This window comes from Alcanivorax sp. IL3 (genome assembly GCF_047495465.1).
Taxonomy (GTDB): domain Bacteria; phylum Pseudomonadota; class Gammaproteobacteria; order Pseudomonadales; family Alcanivoracaceae; genus Alcanivorax; species Alcanivorax jadensis.
Genome location: NZ_CP179931.1, coordinates 2,416,775 through 2,435,106 on the forward strand (window position 1 = coordinate 2,416,775; position 18,332 = coordinate 2,435,106).

Here is an 18,332-nt window from a genome sequence, read left to right on the forward strand (position 1 = left end):
TTACGGACAGCACCGGATTGCCTTACATAGCCGCCATTTCGGCAGCTTCTTCCACATCGACCGATACCAGACGGGACACACCAGGCTCATGCATGGTGACCCCCATCAGGGTAGCAGCCATCTCCATCGCAATCTTGTTATGAGTAATGTAGATGAATTGTACTTTTGCGGACATTTCCGACACCAGGTTACAGAAACGCCCCACGTTCGCATCGTCCAGCGGCGCATCTACCTCATCGAGCAGACAGAACGGCGCCGGGTTGAGCTGGAAGATACTGAATACCAGGGACAGAGCGGTCAGAGCCTTCTCCCCCCTGACAACAGGTGAATGGTGCTGTTCCGCTTGCCCGGGGGCCGCGCCATGATCGTCACACCGGTATCCAGCAGGTCGTCGCCGGTAAGCTCCAGATAGGCATGACCGCCGCCGAACACCTTGGGAAACAGTTCCTGCAGGCCACGGTTGATGCGGTCGAAGTATTCCTTGAAGCGCGCCCGGGTTTCCCGGTCGATCTTGCGGATGGCGTTTTCCAGGGTGTTGAGCGCGTCTTCCAAGTCCGCGTTCTGGCTGTCCAGGTAGTTCTTGCGCTCGGACTGCTGCTGGTATTCGTCGATGGCCGCCAGGTTGATCTGGCCCAGCCGTGAAATACGCTGGCCGATCATGTCCATTTCCCGCGCCCACTCCTGCTCGTTGGCTTCCTCGGGCAGGTTTTCCAGCACGGTGTCCAAATCGAAGTTGTGCTCACCCAGCTGCTCGGCCACGGTCTGACGGCGGGTGGTCAGGTCCTGCCACTGCATCCGCTTCTGATCCATGGTGCTGCGGATTTCCTGGGCCTGGCGCTCGAACTGGCCGCGTTGGCCTTCCAGGTTGCGCATCTCGTGGTCCACCGCGTCCAGTTCACGGCGGGCCTCGGTGAGCTTGTGTTCCGCTTCCAGGCGCACTTCCAGTTTTTCTTCCAGCTGCATCTGCAGCTCGGTGCCCGGTTCGTCGCCCTCGTTGGTCTGCTCTTCCAGCAGCGCCTTGCGCTCGGCCAGGGCCTGCACCTGGGATTCCAGACGGCTCAGGTTCTGGCGCAGGGAATCCGCCTGGGTGCGGGCACCCTGCACTTCCATGGCCAGATGATGGGACTGGTCACGGGCATGGCGGGCTTTCTGGCGCGCCTCATCCAGACGCAGGCGCAGCTCATCACGGCGGGACAGCAAGGCTTCCCGCTGGCCGCTGTCGGCCTCCATGGCGTCCAGCGCTTCTGCCAGCACACCCCGGGCCTCTTTCATCTGTTCCTGTTCCTGGGCGTGCTGCTCATTGGCTTCTTCCAGCTCGCGGCCCAGACGCTCACGGCGCATGGTGATCTGCTCCAGGCGCACCTGGCGGGCGCTGACCTGGGCATTGATCTCACCCAGCTCCCGGTTGATGCGGCTGGCCTGGCGCTGCACGTCTTCGCGCTCTTCTTCCAGTTCGCCGATCTGTTCCCGGGTGCTGTCCAGTTGTTCTTTCAGGTCGTCCACGGTGGCCTGAAGGGTCTCAATCTCGCCCTCCAGTTGCTCCAGCTCCCGACGGCGCTCGAGAATACCGGCTTCCTGATCTTCCTCTTTGGCCACTTTCAGCCAGTCCGGGCCGAGACAGATACCGTCACGGGTGACCACAGATTCGTAGGCGTCCAGTTGGCCGCGCAGGGCCAGAGCGGCATTCAGATCATCGGCCACATAGACGCCGGCCAGCAGACCTTCCGGCACCTGGCCCTGAACATGATCTCGGAGCAGTTTGCCCTTGCTACCTGAGCCCTTCACCGAGGCCGGGCTGAACAGGGCCAGGCGGCCATGGGACAGATCGCCCAGCCAGTCGCTGACCTGATCCAGGCCGCTGATGGCCACCGCCTGGATGCTGTCACCCAGCACTGCTTCCAGGGCCTTTTCCCAGCCTTCGTCCACCTGTACCTGATCGGCCAGGCGCGGCTCTGCATCCAGCTCGTGACGGTTGAGCCAGTCACTCACCGCCCCGTCATCGCCCATGGCGGCTTTCTGCAAGGCTTCCAGAGAGGTGCGACGGCCCTTCAGGGTCTGCAGCTTCTCGCGGGCCTCGTCCAGCTGACGACCCCGGTCGCCGTTTTCCCGGCGCATGCGGTTGATGTCTTCCTGCAGGGATTCGCTGCGCAGTTCGTTTTCTTCCGACTGGCCGCGATACTGCTCCACCTGCTCTTCCAGCTGGCGCATTTCCTGGGCCAGCGGGCCGGAATCCAGGGATTCCTGTTCTTTCTTGAGGCGCTCAATCCGCTCTTTCAGGCGATCCTGGGATTTTTCCAGATGCTGAATGCGGGACTGCTCGACCTCGGCCTGGCGGCGGGATTCACCCGACTGACCGTTGAATTCCTCCCACTCCTGCTGCCAGTTCTGCATGGTTTCTTCGGCCAGGGCCAACGCCTCGGCGGAGGCTTCCTGCTGCTCGCTGATCAGCTCCAGCTCCGGCTCACGCTCGGCCAGAATGGCATCCAGCTCCGCCACTTTCTCGCTGTCCACCCGCAGGTGTTCATCGGATTCCTGCCAGCTCGCCTTGATCTGGTCCAGCTCTTCATAAAGCTGCTGCTTGCGCTCACGCTGGTGTTGGATGCTCTGTTCCAGCCGGGCCACTTCCGCGCCCAGGGCATAGAAGTGCTGCTGCACCTGGTTGAAGTGTTCCTGCACCTCGTGGTGCTTGTCGCGCAGGCGCTCTACCTCCGCATCCACATGGCGTTGCTCGGCGATCTTGGCTTCCATGGACACATCCAGCTCGCCGATCACGTGATCGAGCTGCTTGACCTGGCCATCCAGCCCCTTCCAGCGCAGGGCCTTGAGCTGTGCACCCTTGAGGCGCTCCTCTTCCTTGTACTGCTTGTACTTTTCCGCCGCGCTGGCCTGACGACTGAGGCGCTCCAGCTGACGTTCCAGTTCGTCACGGATATCAGTGAGTCGCTCCAGGTTTTCCCGGGTGCGGCGGATGCGGTTTTCGGTCTCGCGGCGGCGCGCCTTGTACTTGGAAATCCCCGCCGCTTCTTCGATGTAAACCCGCAGCTCTTCCGGCTTCGCCTCGATCAGCCGGGAAATCATCCCCTGCTCGATAATCGCGTAGCTGCGCGGGCCCAGGCCGGTGCCCAGGAAGATGTCGGAAATGTCCTTGCGCCGGCACTTGGTGCCGTTGAGGAAATAGTTGGACTGGCCGTCGCGGGTGACCTGGCGCTTTACCGAGATCTCGTTGAACTTGCCGTATTCGCCAGTGACAGTGGCATCGGAGTTATCAAAGATCAGCTCAATGGAGGCCTGAGCCACGGGCTTGCGGGCATTGGAGCCATTGAAGATCACGTCCGCCATGGACTCACCACGCAGGTGCTTGGCGGAGGATTCCCCCATCACCCAGCGGACCGCATCAATGATATTGGACTTCCCACACCCGTTGGGCCCCACCACGGCGGTGAGATTCTCCGGGAAATTGGTGGTGGTAGGGTCCACAAAGGATTTGAACCCGGCCAGTTTTATGGATTTCAGTCGCATAGTGTCTGCTTAACTCGGGCCAACAGGCCAAAAATTGGGCGAAAACAAGGATTTTCGCCGCCCCCTGAAGCGATTTCGGTGCACCGTGGGCATTAAAGTGGGTAAGTCTAGCGGCAACCCGAGCTGAATTCATCAGCCGCAACGCCCTGTTTACAATATGGCCAAGAATGCCGGGCCCCTCCGGGCGCCAGAGTGCACGGCAATATTCCCATCGGCGGGCGATTCGCCATGCAAGCATGGGCTCCTACAGGGGCGAGCGCGAATTGAAAACAACTGCAAAAGCCCGCATCAAGTCACACAGGCTGCCAGCCCTTTCCACCAAGCCACCGTTGGAGCCTTGCTGACTAGGCGGACGCCTTGATTCGGAACCCTTCGCCTTGCGAGCAAGGCTCCAACGGTCAAGGGGCGGGGTGGGCTTGCCAACGGGGGGCTTTCCCTTTTTGCTGTCTGCTTGTAGCTTGTAGCTGCTTTCTCACAGCCAAGGATTTGCCGTGTCTCAAGTTGCCGATGCCATCAGCTACCTCAAACGCAGTGTCACCCTGGCAAAAAGCCGGGAGCTGCGGACCTATGTGATCATTCCTCTGATCTTCAACATCCTGGTCTTCGGCGGCCTGTACTGGCTCAGCGGCAGCTGGATCGCCGGCTGGATCGCTGCGGCCACGGCCGATTGGGCACTGACCGGCTCATTGAGCTTCCTCAACGGGGCCCTGCACTTCCTGGTCGACGCCGCCATTCTGCTGGTCTGGGTCCTGCTGCTGGCGCTGTTTGCCAGCGTCTTCTCCATCGGCGTGCAGTTGATCGCCGCTCCCTTCATGGGCTTTCTGGCGGAAAAGGTAGACATCCAGGCCACCGGCCACCCCATGCCGGACGAATCCATCCCGGCCATGATCCTGCGTACTTTCAAGCGCGAACTGCGCAAGACCTGGTACTGGCTGTGGCGGGCAGTGTTGATTCTGTTTGTGGTGCTGGTGGTCTACTTCATCCCGGTAGTGAACGTGTTCGCCTCGGCAATCTGGTTTCTGTGGTCCGGCTGGCTGCTGGCCATGCAGTACATCGACTTCGGCGCCGATAACCGCCAGGTGCCCTTCGAGGTGATGCTGGAGCGCCTGAAAACCAAACGCTGGCTGGTACTCACCTTCGGCGCCGTAGTCATGGGCCTGACCATGCTGCCGCTGGTGAACCTGTTCATCATGCCGGTGGCGGTGATCGCGGGGACGCTGATCTGGGTGGAGGAATTGGCACCGCAGACCTCGGAAACCTCCACGAAGCCACTGTAGGAACGTAGCGGAGCGGAGTAACGCACGCAGGGCGGCCCCGAAGGGGTGAGCGAAGCGAATAACGCCGCTTGAGGCGCGAATCCGAGCCTTGGCGAGGAAACGACGCGACCAACAGGGCCTGATCTCTCGAGATGGATCTGCAGAGCGCCGATATCCCTGGTCGCCCTCCGGGCGATTTCCTCGCTTCGCGAGGTTCGCGCCTCAAGCGGCGCTCCTACAGCGGCCTTGTAGAAACGTTAGCGCATAAAGCCCAGCTCGCGGAGCTGGTGAATCCGGTCCCGTGTGGCCGCAGCGTCTTCGAACTCCAGGTTCTTGGCGTGCTCCATCATCTTGTTTTCCAGGGCTTTGATTTCACGGGCCACTTCCGCCGGGGACATGGCTTCGTATTTGGACGGTGACTCAGCCACCTTCTTGCCCTTCTCACCCTTGTATTTGCGGTCGAAACGGCTGCCGCCACTGTCATCCATGATGTCGCGAACCTTCTTGTTGAGCTTCTGCGGCGTGATGCCGTGCTCCTTGTTGAAGGCTTCCTGCTTCTCGCGGCGACGGTTGGTCTCATCAATGGCCCGCTCCATGGAACCGGTCATCTTGTCGGCATAGAGAATGGCACGGCCATCCACGTTTCGCGCCGCCCGGCCAATGGTCTGAATAAGCGAGCGGTCCGAGCGCAGAAAGCCCTCCTTGTCCGCATCGAGAATGGCCACCAGTGCCACCTCGGGCATATCCAGGCCCTCGCGCAGCAGGTTGATGCCAACCAGCACGTCGAATTTGCCCAGCCGCAGGTCGCGGATAATCTCTACCCGCTCCACCGTATCGATGTCCGAGTGCAGATAACGCACCTTGATGCCGTGCTCGTTCAGGTACTCGGTCAGATCCTCGGCCATACGCTTGGTGAGCGTGGTAACCAGCACCCGCTGTTCCTTGGCGATGGCCTCCTTGGCCTCGCCCAGCAAGTCGTCCACCTGGGTAATCGCCGGGCGGATTTCGATCTGCGGGTCCACCAGCCCGGTGGGCCGCACCACCTGCTCCACCACCTGGCCCGCGTATTTCGCCTCGTAGGGGCCCGGCGTGGCCGACACGAACACCATCTGCGGCGCCAACCGCTCCCACTCCTCGAACTTGAGGGGGCGGTTATCCATGGCCGAAGGCAACCGGAACCCGAAGCTCACCAGGGTTTCCTTGCGCGAACGGTCGCCCTTGTACATGGCACCCAGCTGGGGAATGGTCACGTGGGACTCATCCGCGATCAGCAAGGCATTTTCCGGCAGGTAATCAAACAGGGTGGGCGGCGCATCCCCCGGTGCCCGGCCGGAGAACAGCCGGGAATAGTTTTCCACCCCGTTGCAGTAACCCAGCTCCTGCAGCATCTCGATGTCGAAACGAGTCCGCTGCTCCAGCCGCTGGGCTTCCACCAGCTTGTTCTGTTCCTTGAGCTCGGCCAGCCGTTCGGTGAGCTCTTCCTTGATCATCTCGATGGCCTTCAGCACGGTCGCCCGGGGCGTCACGTAATGGCTCTTGGGGTAAACGGTGATACGCCCTACCCGCTTCAGCACCTCGCCGGTGAGCGGATCGAAGATGCTGATGGTTTCCACCTCGTCATCGAACAGCTCGATGCGAACCGCCTCTTTTTCCTCTTCCGCCGGAAAAATATCGATCACATCACCCCGCACCCGGTAGGTGGCACGGCGGAAATCCATCTCGTTGCGGGTGTACTGCAGCTCCGCCAGTCGGCGCAGCAGCTCGCGTTGGTCGATACGATCACCACGCACCAGGTGCAACACCATGGCGTGGTAGCTGGCCGGGTCACCCAGGCCGTAAATGGCGGACACCGTGGCCACGATGATGGTGTCCGGCCGCTCCAAAATGGCCTTGGTGGCAGACAGACGCATCTGCTCGATCTGCTCATTCACCGAGGCATCCTTCTCGATGAAGGTGTCGGAGCTCGGCACATAGGCTTCCGGCTGGTAGTAGTCGTAGTAGGAAACGAAGTACTCCACGGCGTTCTCCGGGAAGAACTCCTTGAACTCCCCGTACAACTGGGCCGCCAGCGTCTTGTTGGGCGCCATGATGATGGTGGGCCGCCCGGTCTGCTCGATCACGTTGGCCATGGTGAAGGTCTTGCCGGACCCGGTTACCCCCAGCAGGGTCTGGTGGCCCAGGCCATCGTCGATCCCTTCGATCAACTGGGCGATGGCCTTTGGCTGGTCACCGGCGGGCTGGTAATCGGAATGAAGCTTGAAAAGGCTTTCGGACATGGAGATATCCTGGTGGCTACCCTCCCGAGCCAGGAAGGCAGCAAAATCATGGTTTTAAAATCGGAAATAGTGTAGCAGAGCCGGCGTGAATGCGCGGTGGAATAACAACGCCAGAAACACCGGATTTCCCCGTGGGAGATTCAGCTTGCTGAACGAATCGGTGCCGAGACCTTGTAGGAACGGAGCGTAGCGGAGTAACGCACGTAGTTCCGTGCGGCCCCAAGGGTGAGCGTAGCGAATAATTCCTCTCGAGGGACGAACCGCGCGCAGCGCGAAACACCCATAGGGCGAAGGTGGCGGATGATGGCAGAGTGTTGGGGCAGTATTGACCCGACCTTTCCTCGCTAAAGCTCGGATTCGTCCCCTGGAAGGGAATTCCTACAGCGGCTCGTTAGAGAGCTCGTGCCAAGCTAGGCGCGCTTTGGTTGAGCGCCCCACCCCTGCTGCCTCACAAGGAAATACGGGACATTCCCGTCCATATCCGCTAAAATTCCGGGCCCTTTCTGCGCCAAAAGCGCAGCCAATACGACTCTTTAGACGAATGAGGAGTGCATGTCCGATATCAGCCTTTCCGACCGCGTACAACGCATCAAGCCGTCTCCTACCCTGGCCATCACCGCGAAAGCCGGTGAACTTCGTGCACAGGGAAAAGACATTATTGGGCTGGGTGCTGGTGAGCCGGATTTCGATACCCCGGATCATATCAAACAAGCCGCCATTGAAGCGATCAACGCCGGCAAGACCAAATATACCCCGGTAGACGGCACTCCCGGCCTGAAAAAGGCCATCATCGACAAGTTCAAGCGCGACAACAGCCTGGACTATGAGCCGAATCAGATCCTGGTATCCAGCGGCGGCAAGCAGTCCTTCTTCAACATGGCCCTGGCCCTGCTGAACGACGGCGACGAAGCCATCATCCCCGCCCCCTACTGGGTCAGCTACCCGGATATGGTGCTGGTTGCCGGCGGCGTTCCCAAGGTCCTCGAAACCGACGTGAACAGCCGCTTCAAGATCACCCCGGAACAGCTGGAAGCGGCGATCACGCCGAAAACCCGCCTGTTCGTGATCAACAGCCCATCCAACCCCTCCGGCATGGCGTATTCCGTGGAAGAGCTGGCGGCCCTGGGTGAAGTGCTGAAAAAGCACCCGGACATCATCATCGCCACCGATGACATGTACGAGCACATCCTGTGGACCGGCAAGCCGTTCGTGAACATCGTCAACGCCTGCCCGGAGCTGTACGACCGCACCGTGGTAATGAACGGCGTCTCCAAGGCCTACTCCATGACCGGCTGGCGCATCGGCTATGCCGGCGGCCCGCAGAAGCTGATCGCTGCCATGAAGAAGGTCCAGTCCCAGTCCACTTCCAACCCGGCCTCCATCAGCCAGGCCGCGGCAGAAGCCGCGCTGGCCGGCGACCAGGGTTGCGTGGACGAGATGGTCAAAGCGTTCAAAGAACGCCACGACTACCTGACCGCGGCACTGGATGCCCTGCCCGGCGTGAAATGCGCCCAGGGTGACGGCACCTTCTATGCCTTCCCTGACTTCTCCGAAGCAATTGCCAACCTGGACGGCGTGGAATCCGACACCGACCTGGCCGCCCTGCTGCTGGAAACCGCGGAAGTGGCGCTGGTACCGGGTTCTGCCTTCGGCGCGCCCGGCTGCATGCGCCTGTCCTTCGCCGTTGGTATGGACACGCTGAAAGAAGCCATGCGTCGCATTGAGCAAGCATTGGCTAAATAAGCAACAAACGCGCCTCCGGGGTGTTGACGACCCCGGAAGGCGTCACTAATATACGCGCCTCAAGACATTCCGCCTTAGCTCAGTTGGTAGAGCAAATGACTGTTAATCATTGGGTCGCTGGTTCGAGCCCAGCAGGCGGAGCCAAATAGAAAGGGCCTACCCATCGGGTAGGCCCTTTTTCTTTGCCCAATGATTGGTCGCCCTGCGGTCGACAGTTAATCATTGGCAAATTCAGTTGAATCCGCCTAGTTCGAGCCCAGCAGGCGGAGCCAAACAAGAGAAGCTCGGTATCGCAAGATTCCGGGCTTTTTCTTTGTTCAATGATTGGTTGCCCTGCGGTCAACAGTTAATCATTGGCAAATTCAATTGAATTCGCCTAGTTCGAGCCCAGCAGGCGGCCTTACCAAAGTGCCTCGCCACCAGCCGCCTTGTCACCTGAATCCATGTTAGGTCGTCTCCGACTTCAAAGGAGAGGAGGATTTATCCCTGAAGAACAGGTGAAGGCCAATTTCGCCCCTGCTAAACTATCCTGACTTCTCCTGGCTGCCGACGACTCAATACTGAACCGTCTCACCAGCCCCACATGCTGGACAAGAAAACCTGTATGGATGCAACCACTCCGAAAATCTCCGTCATCATTCCAATCTTTCAGCATTGGGAACTGACAGAGGGGCTCTTCAAGGCACTGGACCAGCAGACCCAATCCAAGAGCCACTGGGAGTGCTTTATCGTCGATAACGGTTCTGACGTCGTGCCTTCAGAGGACAGTCTGCCGAGCTTCATAACTCTGCTTGAATGCGATACGCCGGGCTCCTATGCCGCCAGGAACAAGGCGCTTAAACATGCCAAAGGCGAATTACTGGTCTTCACAGACGCAGACTGCCAACCTGATCCGCAATGGCTGGAACGGATCTGGAGTACCTACCAACGCCAATCATCGCCTGCCCTGATTGCTGGCGGCGTTACCGTTAAAAAATTCTTGCCTGGAAAACTAAATCCCGTAGAAGTCTACGACATCGCCATGGGGCTGCCACAGGATCGCTATACACAGCGTGGATTTGCCGTCACAGCGAATCTGTCAATTCCCAGATTGGCCTTTGATCGCGTGGGCAACTTTGATGAAAAACGTTATTCCGGGGGTGACATGGATTTCTGCTTGAGAAGCAAAAAAGCAGGCATTCCGCTGGTCTACATCCCTGAGGCAAACGTCAATCATCCTGCCAGGGACAGCTGGGACGCTCTGACGTGCAAGATGAAACGGGTAAAGGGAGGGCAACTGCTTTGCGGCACAGGAAAGCAGAAAAGGTCTTACATCATCAAAACGCTTGTCCCGCCAATTTCTCGTGCCTGGTATGCAGCAACGACCCATAAAACCAACCTGCCACAGAAGTGGACAACACTGTGGATGCTCGGTGCACTATGGCTGCTGGAAATAAAGATCACTTTTAAAATTCTAGCAACCGGAGAGAAAGAACGACGCTAGTGAGCGAACAAAAAAGAGAACAGGTCTAGGCAAGCAGCCTCTTGATATTAAACTCCTAGCAATTCTTCTGACTCATAGCCAAGCTGTTCGGGAAGCGTTCCCAATCGCTGCAAAATTTTTCGAGCCTCCTCCCGGCTGAAAACCTTTTTCCAGCCTCCATCATTGGGCCTAATCGGCTGAGCCACCTGCTCCTGCCTGACCTTCATATTTTCTGGCTGTCGTACGTGGTCATAGATAGAACCTCTGCCCTCAAGCATGCCATCACTGTATTCAATACCCAGAAAACCGGAGACCTCGCGCAGAACCTCGGCAGGTGTGCGCGTTAATTCCTCATAGCGGACCAGCATGACATTTTCGTGCGCATTGATTCGCAAGGCCTCTTCGTTGTCCATCATCCAGCGGGTGACCGCGTAATCAAGGTCGTTAAACCGCTTGTGCAGGGAAGCTATATTGTCCAGGGGGTTCCTTAACATGACCACAAAACGGTTATTGGGCACCACTTTTTGAACTGCGTCATAGCTGTGAATATGCTTGGGGGTCTTTTCCAGGACACACTGGCAGCCCAGTGACTCTGCAAAATACTGCCATTCATTGGCCACGGCACTCATCCCGAACAGGGAATACTTCCCCGGGAGCATGACCCCGGTTTCGCGTCCAAGCCCCATCACATCCGGATGATTGCCCAGCTTTGCCGCCATCAACGTGGTACCACTATGACCACAACCGACGACAAAGAAAAATGACACCTCATTAACAACCGGCGTGTAAAACAAGGACGGAATAGCGTTATAAAACCGCACTATGGAGTGCACGCAAAAATAGGCGAAACTGACCTTATGATACAGGCGACCCTTGATAATCACTTTGCACCCCAAAAATTAATTCCCGATGCCCCCCGGGCAAAAAATGTAGGACGGTTTTTTAACAACTGAAGGTCTCGCAACACGGTCCCAGCCAACAATAAGAGGCCATCACACATAACCTTCAGGGTTCTGTTCCTGCCAGCGCCAATGATCTTCACACATCTCTTCAATGCCTCGACGGGCTTGCCATCCTATTAATTGAAGGGCATGTGAGGGGTCAGCATAACAACTTGCCACATCACCGGGACGTCGCTCGACCACCTCATAGTGCACCTCACGACCGGAAACCGAAGCGAATGCCTTCACCATTTCCAAAACGCTGTAGCCCCGGCCCGTACCCAGATTGGTGGTCATCAAGCCCCCCTTAGCCGCCAGATGCTCCAGCGCTTTCAGGTGCCCCTCTGCCAAATCCATCACGTGAATATAGTCCCGTACCCCGGTGCCGTCTGGCGTCGGATAATCACCGCCGAAGATACTGAGTTTGTCGCGCTTGCCTACGGCCACTTGGGCGATAAAGGGCATCAGGTTGCTGGGCATGCCGCTGGGGTCTTCGCCAATTCGCCCGCTGCCATGGGCACCAACCGGGTTGAAATAGCGCAGGATAGCCAGGTTCCAACTCTCATCGGACCGGTGAAGATCACGCAGCATATCCTCGATGTGCAGCTTGGTGGCACCGTAGGGGTTGGTCGCAGATAGGGGAAAATCCTCACGGATCGGCACCGAGGCCGGATCTCCGTACACCGTAGCCGAAGAACTGAACACCAGAGTCTTCACCCCGGCGCGGTCCATTGCCTCCAGCAAACAAAGGCTGCCCGACACATTACAGTCGTAATACCGCAACGGCTGCGCCACTGACTCGCCCACCGCTTTCAGGCCGGCAAAGTGGATCACCGCGTTCACCGGATACTCGGCAAATAACCGATCCAGCAAAGCGGCATCGCGAATATCCCCTTCAATCAACGTGACGCTGCGACCGGTGAGCGCCTCGACACGACGCAGCGATTCGCGGCTGCTGTTACTGAAGTTATCGAGGACCAACACCTCATAGCCCGCTTCCAGGAGCAACAAGGTGGTATGGGAACCGATATAGCCGGCACCGCCCGTGACAAGAATATGTTTCAAAACCCTCGTCCTCTCTTTGCAGGTGTGAAATTGACGAACCACAGCTTCATGTGAGCCTGGCCAGCATTATCGCGTATTCGCTACTGATCTGCATGAAGACAGCAGCACCCAGGTAGCAAGACGCGCTAGAGAAGCCGATTACGCAAAACATGGAATAACATTATTGATGGCAACTAGCTCTTCTCCATACCGGGTAACACCCGGGTCTGCAGAGTTTCCGGTGCCTTGTCACCACTAGTGCCTGGCTGGAACCCCGAGACATACAGGCACAGCAGCTCCTGAATCAGATCCCCGTCCCAGGCATCCAACGCCTCTCGGAAACGGGTCAGCGCCTGCTGGAGTTCGTCCCAATCCAGGGATTCCTCAGACGCCTGCATGATCATCTCGTGTTCCGTATGGACACTGCACTCGCCAATCAGCAGCTCTTCATAGAGCTTTTCGCCGGGGCGCAGTCCGGTAAAGGCAATGGCAATATCCCCATCGGGATTGCCGTCATCCTGCACGGTGAGTCCCATCAGATGGATCATGGTGGTGGCCAGATCAAGAATTCGCACCGGCTCTCCCATGTCCAGCACGAACACTTCACCGCCTTTGCCCATGGCGCCGGCCTGGATCACCAGCTGGGAGGCTTCGGGAATTGTCATGAAATAGCGGATCACATCCGGGTGGGTCACCGTCACCGGCCCACCCTTTAGGATCTGCTCACGGAACAGCGGCACCACGGAACCGGAAGAGCCCAGCACATTGCCGAATCGCACCATGGTGAAGATGGTCTTTTCGCTTTTCTCCGCCATGCCTTGGAGCACCAATTCGGCGAAGCGCTTGGTCGCTCCCATGATATTAGTGGGGCGAACTGCCTTGTCTGTGGAGACCAGAATAAAATGCTGCACCCCGGCGGCCTCAGCCCCCTGGGCCGTTGCCAGCGTCCCCAGGATATTGTTCCTGACCCCTGCCACCGGATTTTCTTCCACAATGGGCACATGCTTGTAGGCAGCAGCGTGATACACCGTATCGATGCCATAGTGACGACAAAGACGCTCAATGTGATCGCGATTGACGACCGAGCCCAGCTCCGCCACCACCTGGACCGGGAGCTCTTCGGTCTCTGCAGCATCCTTCAACTCCCGCTCAATCGCGTAGAGGCTGAATTCGCTCTGCTCGAACAACACCAGCCGGGTGGGCTCCAGCGCCATAATCTGGCGACACAGCTCACTGCCGATGGAACCGCCAGCACCCGTTACCAGCACCTGTTTGCCACTGATACAACGATGCAAAATATCCTGCTGTGGCGGGACTGGATCCCGACCCAGCAGGTCCTCTATGGCAACATCCCGCAACTCCTCCAGCCGCGCCCGGCCACTGGCCATGTCGTTGAAGGTGGGCACGGTCTGCACTCGAACGTTGAGGGTTTCCAGCCAGCGGACAATTTCCATCTTGCGCGCCCGACTCACGGAAGGAACCGCCAGCAACACCGCCGAGACACGCTCCCGTCGCGCCGCCTTCTCCAGGCCCGCCCGGTCCACCACCGGCACCCCGGCAATCAGTGCACCCTGCTTGCTGGGAGAGTCGTCTACCACCAGCGCAGGGAAAAATTCCGCACTGGAACGCAGCCCGGCAACCAGCTGGGCCCCGGCATCACCGGCGCCGAAAATCGCCACAGGCTGGCGATCATAGGCACTGCCCAGCACGCTTAGCAGGAAACGGCGCACCAGGAAACGACTGCCGGCCAGATACAGCAGCGCCAACGCGCCCCAAATCACAAATACCGACCGCGGCACCTCGATGGCCTGAGCCATGTAGGAGGTGGCTGCCAAGGCCAACATGCTGGCACCAATGGCATAGAGCACCGACCAGGCCACTTCCGCCCCTAAATAACGGACAACGGACTTGTAGAATCCGGAGACAAACAGAATTGGAATGGTAATGGCAGGCGCCGCCAGCAGAATCCATGGATCCTTGATCGGCGGTGCAAAGTCGCTATACCTCAGGGCATAGGCCCCCCATACCAGCACTGGCATGGCCAGGATGTCCATCCCGATCATTATGCAACGTTTAGCAAAACGAGAGAGAGTGACAAGCCTGTGAGCAGAGGGATAAAGCAGCTTTCTCGACATCAGTGTCCTGTTTTCAGTGTTGTCCTGAGCCGGTCACCGCCAAAGACGTCGACCCACCCAACCTGCCGGGGTTATAGCGCATCCGCCACATTGCCAGCCTGCATAATCCCCGAACGATGCCTTAGGATTTCTTGGCCGCGTCACCGCTGCCCGACCCAGTCACGGTCATGACAATGTACTTGAAATAAGCCACCACCGTCAGGCTATCCAGCATCTTCCGGTCAGTTTCGGCCAGCAATTTCGGGGTGGACATATCAATACCAGTCACCTGGGCCAGCCCGGTAATCCCCGGCCTGGCCGCATAGACATTCAGGCGGCTTCGCTCCGCTGTCAGCTCTTCCTGATTGAACAGCCCGGGCCGGGGCCCCACCAGACTCATCTCGCCCTTGAGCACATTCCACAGCTGGGGCAACTCATCCAGCTTGGTCTTGCGCATGAAATGGCCCAACGAGGTAATGGCCGACGCATCCGCCAGATGAGAGGCCACCGATGCGGTATCCGGGCGCATGGTACGGAACTTCACCAGGGTAAACGGCTTCTGATGACGGCCCACCCGTTCCTGACGAAACAGCGGGGAACCGGTATCGAAATACCCCAACACCAGCAGGACCAGAAACACCGGAAACCCCAGCACCAGCCCGACCAGCGAAAACACGAGATCCAGAAGTCTGATCACCACGCTACTCCCCTCTCTTCGTGGGCGCACAGCAACGCTGCAGCCCCTCATCCACGGTAATGGGCGGCTGCCAGCCGAGTCTTTCACAGGTCGGCACCAGCGCCACCTGCAACGACCCAAGTAGCCGGTCGGCCACCGCCTTCTTGCCCAACAGGGTCGCCCCCAGGCGCAACAACCCGATGGGCACCGGCAACAGGCGGGCCGGTTTGTCCAGGGCCTGCCCGGCCCGGCGCAACAGATCCGCCGTGGACAGGTCCTCACCATCACTGACCAGAAAGACCTGCCCGGTGGCGGCGGGATGATCCAGGCACACCCTGATCAAGTCCACCAGATTATCCAGACCCACCAGGGAACGGCGGTTATCCACCCGCCCCAGAGGCAGCGGCAAGCCCTTGCTTACCACCTTGAGCATGCCGGCAAAATTGCCCTTCACGCCGGGACCATAGACCAGAGGAGGACGGATGATCACCAATTCCATGCCCGTATCGGAGGCCAGTTGGGTGAGCCCCTGCTCAGCCTCCAGCTTGGAGATCCCGTAGGCATCTTCCGGGGCCGGTTTCGCATCGTGACGGAATGGCTGGCCCAGCGGCGTGGCTTCACCGTTCACCTTGATGGAACTGATAAAGACAAAGCGACGCACACCCTGCGCCGCCGCCCGGCGGGCAATCGCCAGGGAGCCATCCACATTCACTGCCCGGTAGGCCGCCAGCGGAGCTGCGGCGTCCTCGTCCATGACGTGGGCACGAGCCGCGGCATGGACCAACACATCGCACTCCGCCAGCAGCGGCTCCAGGCACGGGTCATCCAGTCCGGACACCACACACTGCGCAAACGGTGCATCAAGCTCCCGCCGCACAACGCCGGTGACCTGGCATCCCTCTGCCATCAAACGGGAAGCCAGGGCCTGGCCCACAAACCCGCTGGCACCGGTAATTGCCACACGCAATGTCATGACACCACCCGGCTCAGCACCCTTTCGTTCAGGTGCTCCACAAAAACATTAAAACCCAACGCGGCTTTCAACGCCGTGCGGTCCATATCAAACCCGGCGGCATCTACCTCCGCGTTCTCCACGCGGCGGAAGAACTCAGCCAGCGCAGCCGCATCTGGCGCTACCACACAACCCAGCCGATAATCCTGCACCCACTGGGCCACGCTGGTGGCCTCGCCACAAACGGCGAGAATCAGGGCACCGGAAAACACATAGGACGACGTCTTGCTGGGAAAAGCAAAACGGGTCACCTCATCTTCAATGGGCAGCAAGGCCCACTGATAGTCCGCATTCAACTGGGCCGCCGCCGCCGGGGACACCAGACCGTGATAGGTCACCTGATCCGGGAAGCGCGCAGCTAACCCCTCCAGATCAGGACTGAACACTCCCCCGCCGGCAAAGGTAAAAGGCAAGGTCCCTCCTCCCTGCAAATACTGTTCGATCGAAGCGATCACCAGCGGGATACGCTGAAGCCGGCCCGCATTGCCGCAGAAGGAAAAGCCCGGCGTTTTCGTATGGGAGGTGTTCACATCATCAAAAGACACCGCCGGATTACTCAGTAGATGAATCGGAGCCCGGGTCCCCGAACGGGACTGAATTTCCGCTTTCATCTCCTCGGTCAGCGTTAGCAATTGCGCGGCCCGACGCATAACCGCGCCATCCATCCAGCGCAAAATACGGAACAACACCCGATTCACCGGCATCACCACATTGGTGGCCTCGGGGTGAATATCCTGTAGGTGATAGGTATAGGACGCCCCGAACAAACGCGCATAAAGCATGACGATGAAGGGCACCAGCACCGGGGGGTCCGTAGACACATACACATGCCGAGGCCGGGTTTTCAGCAAACACAGCCCCACCCACACCATGAAGAACACCGCATCCAGAATCCGCGCGAGAATACTGCTGCCTGAAGAGGACCAGGCCTTGCCGGGATGAAACTCTACTCCCTGGCCGCGGTCATGCTCCTTCAACTTGGCACAAATGTCGGCATGATCCTGCATGATCACACAGACCCGGCACTGTCTTGCGGCACCTTCCGCAAAGCGCAACAGCGCCTCACCGATCACCGGATAAATCGGCCAGAAACTGCGGTTGATAATGGCGATATCCGCCCTGCCCTTGCCCATCAACACGCCTTACCAGTCATAGCGACTGAATTCGTCCATATTGCGCCAGCGGTTAGCCAGTCTGGCGGTGCCGGTAATCAGGCGGACCACCCGCTCCGAGGTATTGCGCACCATGTAGGCTTCGGGGATCTCACGCTCCGTGCCGGAAAACACATCACGACTGGCGGTGGCAATTCTCACTCCTTCCACCAGGCTTTCCTTGTCCAGTCCCGTGAGCGCGATGGCACCGGTATCCAGCGCTTCCGGCCGTTCGATGGATCGACGCAGCGTCACCGCCGGGAAATCCAGCACTGAGGATTCCTCACTGATGGTGCCGCTGTCACTCACCGCGCAGAAAGCCGTCATCTGCAGGCGGTTGTAGTCAAAGAACCCGAACGGCTTGAGGAAGCGGATATCCCCGCTGGCCTCGGCCAGCCCAAGCTTCTCCAGACGGTTGCGGGTACGCGGGTGCGTGGACACCACCACCGGATAACCAAAGGTGTCATGTAGCGCCTGAAGGGCCTCGACCACCTTGCGCAGGTTATCCTTGCTGTCCACGTTTTCTTCCCGGTGAACGCTGACAATAAAGAACTTGCCTGCTTCCAGCTCCAGACGCTCCAGCACATCGGACTGCTCAATGCTGGGCAGGCAATGCTCCAGCACCTCGCGCATGGGGGAACCGGTCAGGTAAATATAGCGGTGGGACAGGCCTTCGCTGAGCAAATGCCGGCGGGCATGCTCGGTGTAAACCAGATTGAAGTCCGCCAAGTGATCCACCATCTTGCGGTTGATCTCTTCCGGCACATTGGCATCGAAGCTGCGATTCCCCGCTTCCATGTGATACGTGGGGATCTTCATGCGCTTGGCCATCACCGTGGCGATGGCACTGTTGGTATCACCCAGCACCAGCACCGCGTCAGGCTTTTCCTGAAGCAGCACCTCTTCGGTCTTGATCAGGATCTCACCCAAGCTCCGGCCCAGGGTCGAGGTATCCACATTGAGAAAATGATCCGGCTTGCGTACTCCCAGCTCGTCAAAGAACACATCGTTGAGCTCGTAATCATAGTTCTGCCCGGTATGCACCAGCTTGTGGTCCACCACCTGGTCCAGCGCCGCCATCACACGGGACAGTCGAATAATCTCCGGGCGCGTGCCCAGTACCGTCATCACTTTCATC

The 18,332-nt window shown here is 58.9% G+C and carries 11 protein-coding genes, 1 tRNA gene and 1 pseudogene; 4 read left to right on the top strand and 9 right to left on the bottom strand.

What is annotated here, in order from left to right; all coding sequences use genetic code 11:
• Window positions 1–22 precede the first annotated feature (22 nt).
• Window positions 23–3,519, bottom strand: a pseudogene (gene smc / locus ACMG4M_RS11255) (chromosome segregation protein SMC).
• A gap of 491 nt (window positions 3,520–4,010) precedes the next feature.
• On the opposite strand from smc, the gene cysZ reads away from it, so the two are divergent.
• Window positions 4,011–4,796, top strand: coding sequence for a sulfate transporter CysZ (cysZ, locus tag ACMG4M_RS11260; protein WP_414429998.1), 786 nt, complete (start codon window positions 4,011–4,013; stop codon window positions 4,794–4,796).
• A 236-nt stretch (window positions 4,797–5,032) separates the two neighbouring features.
• Here the strand turns inward: cysZ and uvrB are convergent, their stop codons facing one another.
• Window positions 5,033–7,051 carry an excinuclease ABC subunit UvrB gene (gene uvrB, locus ACMG4M_RS11265; RefSeq protein ID WP_272975383.1) on the bottom strand — a complete coding sequence of 673 codons (2,019 nt, stop codon included), beginning with the start codon at window positions 7,049–7,051 and terminating at the stop codon, window positions 5,033–5,035.
• 552 nt (window positions 7,052–7,603) lie between these two features.
• On the opposite strand from uvrB, the gene ACMG4M_RS11270 reads away from it, so the two are divergent.
• The 3 genes from ACMG4M_RS11270 to ACMG4M_RS11280 all read left to right on the top strand — a co-directional run bounded on the left by ACMG4M_RS11270 (window position 7,604) and on the right by ACMG4M_RS11280 (window position 10,277).
• A complete protein-coding gene (locus tag ACMG4M_RS11270) occupies window positions 7,604–8,794 on the top strand; it encodes a pyridoxal phosphate-dependent aminotransferase (RefSeq protein WP_035247044.1) in 1,191 nt (396 codons plus the stop codon).
• Window positions 8,795–8,862: 68 nt separating this feature from the next.
• Window positions 8,863–8,938: transfer RNA gene (locus ACMG4M_RS11275), tRNA-Asn, on the top strand.
• A 460-nt stretch (window positions 8,939–9,398) separates the two neighbouring features.
• Window positions 9,399–10,277 carry a glycosyltransferase family 2 protein gene (locus tag ACMG4M_RS11280; RefSeq protein ID WP_035247040.1) on the top strand — a complete coding sequence of 293 codons (879 nt, stop codon included), beginning with the start codon at window positions 9,399–9,401 and terminating at the stop codon, window positions 10,275–10,277.
• Between the two features lie 47 nt (window positions 10,278–10,324).
• On the opposite strand, the gene ACMG4M_RS11285 is transcribed toward ACMG4M_RS11280, so the two are convergent.
• The 7 genes from ACMG4M_RS11285 to wecB all read right to left on the bottom strand — a co-directional run bounded on the left by ACMG4M_RS11285 (window position 10,325) and on the right by wecB (window position 18,331).
• Complete coding sequence (locus tag ACMG4M_RS11285; protein ID WP_156964874.1) at window positions 10,325–11,140, bottom strand: sulfotransferase family protein; 816 nt, start codon at window positions 11,138–11,140, stop codon at window positions 10,325–10,327.
• Window positions 11,141–11,248: 108 nt separating this feature from the next.
• Window positions 11,249–12,262, bottom strand: coding sequence for a UDP-glucose 4-epimerase GalE (gene galE, locus ACMG4M_RS11290; RefSeq protein WP_035247035.1), 1,014 nt, complete (start codon window positions 12,260–12,262; stop codon window positions 11,249–11,251).
• A 173-nt stretch (window positions 12,263–12,435) separates the two neighbouring features.
• Window positions 12,436–14,280 carry a polysaccharide biosynthesis protein gene (locus ACMG4M_RS11295; protein ID WP_232222047.1) on the bottom strand — a complete coding sequence of 615 codons (1,845 nt, stop codon included), beginning with the start codon at window positions 14,278–14,280 and terminating at the stop codon, window positions 12,436–12,438.
• 217 nt (window positions 14,281–14,497) lie between these two features.
• Complete coding sequence (locus ACMG4M_RS11300) at window positions 14,498–15,055, bottom strand: sugar transferase (RefSeq protein ID WP_332248863.1); 558 nt, start codon at window positions 15,053–15,055, stop codon at window positions 14,498–14,500.
• Between the two features lies 1 nt (window position 15,056).
• Entirely contained in the window at window positions 15,057–16,004 is a 948-nt protein-coding gene (locus ACMG4M_RS11305) for a UDP-glucose 4-epimerase family protein (RefSeq protein ID WP_414429999.1), read from the bottom strand.
• Window positions 16,001–17,176, bottom strand: coding sequence for a glycosyltransferase (locus ACMG4M_RS11310; RefSeq protein ID WP_035247028.1), 1,176 nt, complete (start codon window positions 17,174–17,176; stop codon window positions 16,001–16,003). The genes ACMG4M_RS11305 and ACMG4M_RS11310 overlap by 4 nt, the downstream gene beginning before the upstream one ends.
• 9 nt (window positions 17,177–17,185) lie before the next feature.
• On the bottom strand, window positions 17,186–18,331 hold the full coding sequence (wecB, locus tag ACMG4M_RS11315) for a non-hydrolyzing UDP-N-acetylglucosamine 2-epimerase (RefSeq protein ID WP_198030646.1): 1,146 nt from the start codon (window positions 18,329–18,331) through the stop codon (window positions 17,186–17,188).
• Window position 18,332 lies beyond the last annotated feature (1 nt).

Coding starts and splice junctions, on each gene's coding strand:
- ACMG4M_RS11310 (WP_035247028.1), bottom strand. CDS start 17,176: ATGGGCAAGGGCAGGGCGGATATCGCCATTATCAACCGCAGTTTCTGG.
- wecB (WP_198030646.1), bottom strand. CDS start 18,331: ATGAAAGTGATGACGGTACTGGGCACGCGCCCGGAGATTATTCGACTG.
- ACMG4M_RS11280 (WP_035247040.1), top strand. CDS start 9,399: ATGGATGCAACCACTCCGAAAATCTCCGTCATCATTCCAATCTTTCAG.
- ACMG4M_RS11295 (WP_232222047.1), bottom strand. CDS start 14,280: ATGCCAGTGCTGGTATGGGGGGCCTATGCCCTGAGGTATAGCGACTTT.
- ACMG4M_RS11305 (WP_414429999.1), bottom strand. CDS start 16,004: ATGACATTGCGTGTGGCAATTACCGGTGCCAGCGGGTTTGTGGGCCAG.
- ACMG4M_RS11270 (WP_035247044.1), top strand. CDS start 7,604: ATGTCCGATATCAGCCTTTCCGACCGCGTACAACGCATCAAGCCGTCT.
- uvrB (WP_272975383.1), bottom strand. CDS start 7,051: ATGTCCGAAAGCCTTTTCAAGCTTCATTCCGATTACCAGCCCGCCGGT.